The sequence below is a fragment of the Streptomyces sp. XM83C genome (genome assembly GCF_023072675.1).
Taxonomy (GTDB): domain Bacteria; phylum Actinomycetota; class Actinomycetes; order Streptomycetales; family Streptomycetaceae; genus Streptomyces; species Streptomyces thermocoprophilus.
Map to the genome: position 1 here is coordinate 1 of NZ_JALLGL010000395.1, position 4,816 is coordinate 4,816.

Sequence of the window (4,816 nt, forward strand, 5' to 3'; positions counted from 1 at the left end):
TCCCTCCCCGCCCCCGCCGCCCTCGTCGTCCTCGTCGTCCTCGTCGTCCTCGTCGAGGTCGATCTCCTCGACCTCGTCGTCGTCCAGCCCGGCGACCACGCCGGCGTCCTCGTCGTCGCCCTCGTCGGCGAGGCCCGCGTCGTCGAAGACGGCGCTGACGTCGAAGCGGCAGATCACGCGCTGCGGGTCGGCCTGTTCGAAGGGTGCCTCGAGCCATTCGCCGGGCTCGGCCGGCTCGTCGACGGCCACCACCCAAAGCGTGGAGTCGCCCTCCTCGAGGCCGAACTCCTTGTGCCGACTGGCGATCTCGTCCGGTTCGAACTCGCCGAAGAGGACGCCCAGCGCCCCGTGCACGGTGTCCGCCAGGTCCTCGTCGTCGGTGTCGCCGTCCACCGCCTCCACCCTCCGGGCCTGTGCCAGCAGCCGCTGCTGATCGCTCACGGCGTAGTCGCGGCGGATGAACACGCTGAGCGCGCTGGGCTCCTCGGGACCGGTGTAGGGCGGCATCTCCTCGCCGCCGGGGATCTCGAAGGGCGTGACCTCGTCGTAGCGGTCGTAGAGCAGCTCGTCGTACGCCTCGGCCGCCGCGGCCAGCTGGTTGAACGCCTCGTAGACGGCCGGGTCGTCCTCCCCCGACCGGGCTTCGACCGCGGCCAGGTGGCGGTCGAGCGCGGTTTTGACCGCTTCGGCGGCGGCGCGTACCTCGGCAGCGGTGGGCTGCGCAGCATCAGACATACAGCAGACGCTATCCGTAGCGGGCCCCGGACCGCACAATAGATGCGATGCCGGAATACGAATTTGTCGACGTGCACGTACCGCGCGGGGTTTCCCGCAAGGAGGCGACACGTCTGCTGACGGACCATGCAGAGTACGGACACTGGGAGTTGTACCGCCTGAGCCTCATGCGTGACGGCAGCCGCCGTGTGCGGCTGCGCCGGCGGATCATCCGACAGGTGCGCGCCACGTGGTGAGCTGAGGCCGAACGGGACGGAGCGGACCCCGCCGCTACGGCGGGGCCCGCTCCGTTCGTCTGTTCAGGGCGGCTCAGCGCCCTGAACGGCCGGTCACGCCGAGGCGCGCGCCCGGCGGTAGAGAACGGCGCCCGCGAGGAGCGCGCCCGCGCCGGCGGGGAGCACGATGCCGAGCGGCATCTCGCTGCCGGTGTGGGCGAGCTGGGCCTCACCCTCGGGCTGGGTGACGGTCTGGGTGCCCGGCACGTTGGGGTGGCCCGGAGCACCCGGGGTCTCCTGGCCCGGGGTGGCGGGGTTGCCAGGGGTGCCGGGGTTACCGGGGTTACCGGGGGTGCCGGGGTTACCCGGGTTGCCAGGGTTACCGGGGGTGCCGGGGTTACCCGGGTTGCCGGGGTGCCCGGGGTGCCCGGGGTGCCCCGAGCCGCCGCCGTTGGCGCACTCGTTGCCCAGGGCGGGGTTGCCGATGCCGATCACATCGACGCTGTTGCCGCAGACGTTCACCGGCACGTCGATCGGGGCCTCGACGTTGTTCCCGGAGCCCACACCGGGCGAGCCCCCGGTGTGGCCGCCGGCGTGCGAGCCGCCCGAGCCCGCGTGCGAGCCGGAGCCGCCGTGGCTGCCCGAGCCACCGTGGGAACCCGGACCGCCGTACCCGCCCGAGTCGCCGTACGAGCCCGACCCTCCGTGCGAGCCGTGGCCGCCGGAGCCGCCGTGGTGCCCCGAGCCGTGGCTCTTGTTGCCGCAGGTGTTGCCGGCCGCCGGGTTGAGCACGCCGACGACGTCGACGGTGTTGCCGCAGACGTTCACCGGGACGTGCACCGGCGCCTGCACCGAGTTGCCGGACAGCACGCCCGGCGAGCCCGAGGCCGAGCCCTCGGCCGTCGCACCCCCATGGGCGTAGGCGCTGCCGGCGGCCGCGATGACTCCGGTGGCGGCGGCCACGGTCATGAGGCCTTTGCGGGTTGCCTGTCGCATTCCTGAAATCCCTGCCTTCGACTTTTCGAATCCCGTGCGAAACGCGATGCGGTCGTCGCCAAAAGACCGGTCGGCCCCGGAGCGCATGGCAGGCGCTCCGGGGCCGACGGCATGGACGACCCTCAGAGGAACAACCCCTTGAGGGGCGACAACGTCACTTGTTGATGCACGTGTTGCCGAAAGCGGGGTTCAGCAGCCCGATCACCGAGATCGTGTTGCCGCAGACGTTCACCGGGACGTGAACGGGAACCTGGATGACGTTGCCGGACACGACGCCCGGGGAGTACACGGCGGCACCCTGGGCACCGGAGTCGGCGACGGCGAGACCCGCACCCGCGAGAACCAGACCGCCGGTGGCAGCCGCAGCAGCGACGACCTTCTTGATCATTTATTCCTCCTAGTTGGCAAAAGCGATCCCAGCGTCGCGGATCGCATCACCAGTAACGAGGAGGGAGTAATGGGGCTACGAGCTTATCGTCGCATTCACTCTTCTCAGTCGTTCCCGTACACGCGGCCGATTTCCGACGGGTGGTTTTCCGGCAGCCGCGGCGCGGGCGGTTCCGTTCTCAGGAAAGGTCGATGAACCGGTCCAGCACCCGTACACCGAACGTGAGCCCGTCGACCGGCACCCGCTCGTCGACGCCGTGGAACATTCCGGCGAAGTCCAGCTCCGGCGGCAGCTTCAGCGGTGCGAAACCGAAGCCCCGGATGCCGAGGTCGTCGAAGGACTTGGCGTCGGTGCCGCCGGAGAGCATGTACGGGATCGCCTTGGCGGCCGGGTCCTCGGCGACCAGCGCCGACTGCATGGCCTCGACCAGCGCGCCGTCGAAGGTGGTCTCGACGGCCTTGTCGGCGTGCACGTCCTCGCGGCGCACGTTCGGGCCGAGCAGCCGGTCGAGGTCGGCGAGGAACTCCTCCTCGTAGCCCGGCAGGAAGCGTCCGTCGATGTGGGCGGTGGCCTCGCCGGGGATCACATTGACCTTGTAGCCGGCGTTCAGCTGGGTCGGGTTGGCGGTGTTGCTCAGGGTCGCGCCGATCAGCTTGGCGATACCGCCCAGCTTGGCCAGCGTGGACTCCATGTCCTCCGGGTCCAGTTCGGTGCCGAGGGCGTCGCCCAGCTCGTCGAGGAAGGCGCGGGTGGTCTTGGTGACACGGACGGGGAACTTGTGCCGGCCCACCCGGGCGACGGCCTCGCTCAGCTCGGTGATGGCGTTGTCGCGGTGGATCATCGAGCCGTGCCCGGCGGTGCCGGCGACGGTCAGCTTCATCCAGTGCATGCCCTTCTCGGCCGTCTGGATGAGGTAGAGCCGCCGCTGCTCGTTCACCGTGAAGGAGAAGCCGCCGACCTCGCTGATCGCCTCGGTGACGCCCTCGAAGAGGTCCGGGTGGTTGTCGACCAGGTGGCGGGCGCCGTAGGTGCCGCCGGCCTCCTCGTCGGCGAGGAACGCGACGACGATGTCCCGCGGGGGCCGGCGCCCCGAGCGCAGCCGGTCGCGCACGACCGCGAGGGTCATCGCGTCCATGTCCTTCATGTCGACGGCACCCCGGCCCCACACGCAGCCGTCGGCGATCTCGCCGGAGAAGGGGTCGTGGGTCCAGTCGGCCGCGTTGGCCGGCACGACGTCGAGGTGGCCGTGGATGAGCAGCGCGGGCCGGGAAGGGTCCTCGCCCTCGATACGGGCCACGGTGGAGGCGCGGCCCGGGTGCGACTCGAAGATCCGAGGTTCGAGGCCCACCTCGGCGAGCTTCTCCGCCACGTACTCGGCGGCGGCGCGCTCGCCGGGGCCCGAGTGGTCGCCGTAGTTGCTGGTGTCGAACCGGATGAGGTCGCGGCAGAGGTCGACGACCTCGTCCTCGCCGGTGACGCCCCTGGCCTTGTCCGCCGTGTCCGTGTCGCTCACGCTGCTTCCTTCCGGTGTCAGCCGTCGGTCCCCCTCATCCTCCCTCCCCCCGGCCGTGCCGCCCAAGACCGGTCCCGGTCCGTCACTCCCCGTTCACGGGCGGACGGGGGTGATCGACCATCCCCGAAAGCCTGGTAATGTTTACCTCGTCGCCGCGGGGGAAAGCCCGCACGACAGACACCTTGTCCGGGTGGCGGAATGGCAGACGCGCTAGCTTGAGGTGCTAGTGCCCTTTATCGGGCGTGGGGGTTCAAGTCCCCCCTCGGACACAGCTGAAGGCCCCTGCTCAGCAGGGGCCTTTCGCATGCCCGCAGGCCCAGGCCCGCACCCCGGGCGCCGGGATCCGCCGGTGCCTCGGACCGGCCTCCGCTCACCCCTCCCGCCGTACGGCCCGGAGTCGGTGCCGCTCCCCCGGCCCGGCACAATGGCGGTCATGACGACGCGTTCCTGTCCCTGCGGCCGGCCCGAGGCGTACGCGGACTGCTGCCGCCGGTACCACTCCGGCGCCGCCGCCGCGCCCACCGCCGAGGCGCTGATGCGGTCCCGCTACAGCGCGTTCGTCACGGGCGACGCGGCGTATCTGCTGCGCACCTGGCATCCGCGGACCCGGCCCGCGCGGCTCGATCTGGACCCGCGCATGCGGTGGACGGGGCTGGAGATCCTCGACGCCACCGACGGCTCGGCGTTCCACACCTCGGGGACGGTGACGTTCCGGGCGTCGTACCGGGGTGGCTCGCTGCTGGAGCGCAGCTGGTTCGAGCGGGACGGCGGGGCCTGGGTGTACGTCGACGGGGAGTTCCCCGAGGAGCCCTAGGACATTTCTGCCGAGCGACGCCCGGCGCGCCTAGGTGTTCTGTCCACGGAGGTTGGTGACAGCGATCACTGACGTGTGATCTTGAAATGGGTGAGGGCCCTCTGGCTCGGTGTGGATTGCGAGATCTGCACCGGCGACCAGAAAGGCCCTCGTGC

Annotated in this window: 6 protein-coding genes and 1 tRNA gene; 3 read left to right on the forward strand and 4 right to left on the reverse strand. The window is 70.9% G+C overall.

Features of this window, described 5'->3' with window-relative positions; translation table 11 throughout:
- Positions 1 to 735: hypothetical protein (locus MTQ10_RS27930; RefSeq protein WP_247473073.1), on the reverse strand; the 735-nt coding region annotated here is incomplete at its 3' end.
- 47 nt (positions 736 to 782) lie between these two features.
- Between MTQ10_RS27930 and MTQ10_RS27935 the strand changes: the two genes are divergently transcribed.
- Positions 783 to 971 carry a DUF5703 family protein gene (locus MTQ10_RS27935; RefSeq protein WP_110627081.1) on the forward strand — a complete coding sequence of 63 codons (189 nt, stop codon included), beginning with the start codon at positions 783 to 785 and terminating at the stop codon, positions 969 to 971.
- A gap of 93 nt (positions 972 to 1,064) precedes the next feature.
- On the opposite strand, the gene MTQ10_RS27940 is transcribed toward MTQ10_RS27935, so the two are convergent.
- The 3 genes from MTQ10_RS27940 to MTQ10_RS27950 all read right to left on the reverse strand — a co-directional run bounded on the left by MTQ10_RS27940 (position 1,065) and on the right by MTQ10_RS27950 (position 3,847).
- On the reverse strand, positions 1,065 to 1,946 hold the full coding sequence (locus MTQ10_RS27940) for a chaplin (protein ID WP_247473074.1): 882 nt from the start codon (positions 1,944 to 1,946) through the stop codon (positions 1,065 to 1,067).
- Between the two features lie 154 nt (positions 1,947 to 2,100).
- Positions 2,101 to 2,334, reverse strand: coding sequence for a chaplin ChpH (chpH, locus tag MTQ10_RS27945; RefSeq protein WP_247473075.1), 234 nt, complete (start codon positions 2,332 to 2,334; stop codon positions 2,101 to 2,103).
- 178 nt (positions 2,335 to 2,512) lie between these two features.
- Positions 2,513 to 3,847 (reverse strand): M20/M25/M40 family metallo-hydrolase, encoded by a 1,335-nt coding sequence (locus MTQ10_RS27950; RefSeq protein WP_247473077.1) that lies wholly within the window; start codon positions 3,845 to 3,847, stop codon positions 2,513 to 2,515.
- A 184-nt stretch (positions 3,848 to 4,031) separates the two neighbouring features.
- Here MTQ10_RS27950 and MTQ10_RS27955 point away from each other — a divergent pair.
- Together MTQ10_RS27955 and MTQ10_RS27960 are read left to right on the forward strand one after the other, a co-directional pair.
- Positions 4,032 to 4,116, forward strand: a tRNA-Leu gene (locus MTQ10_RS27955).
- Positions 4,117 to 4,280: 164 nt separating this feature from the next.
- Positions 4,281 to 4,661 (forward strand): YchJ family protein, encoded by a 381-nt coding sequence (locus MTQ10_RS27960; RefSeq protein ID WP_247473078.1) that lies wholly within the window; start codon positions 4,281 to 4,283, stop codon positions 4,659 to 4,661.
- The last annotated feature ends 155 nt before the right edge of the window (positions 4,662 to 4,816 follow it).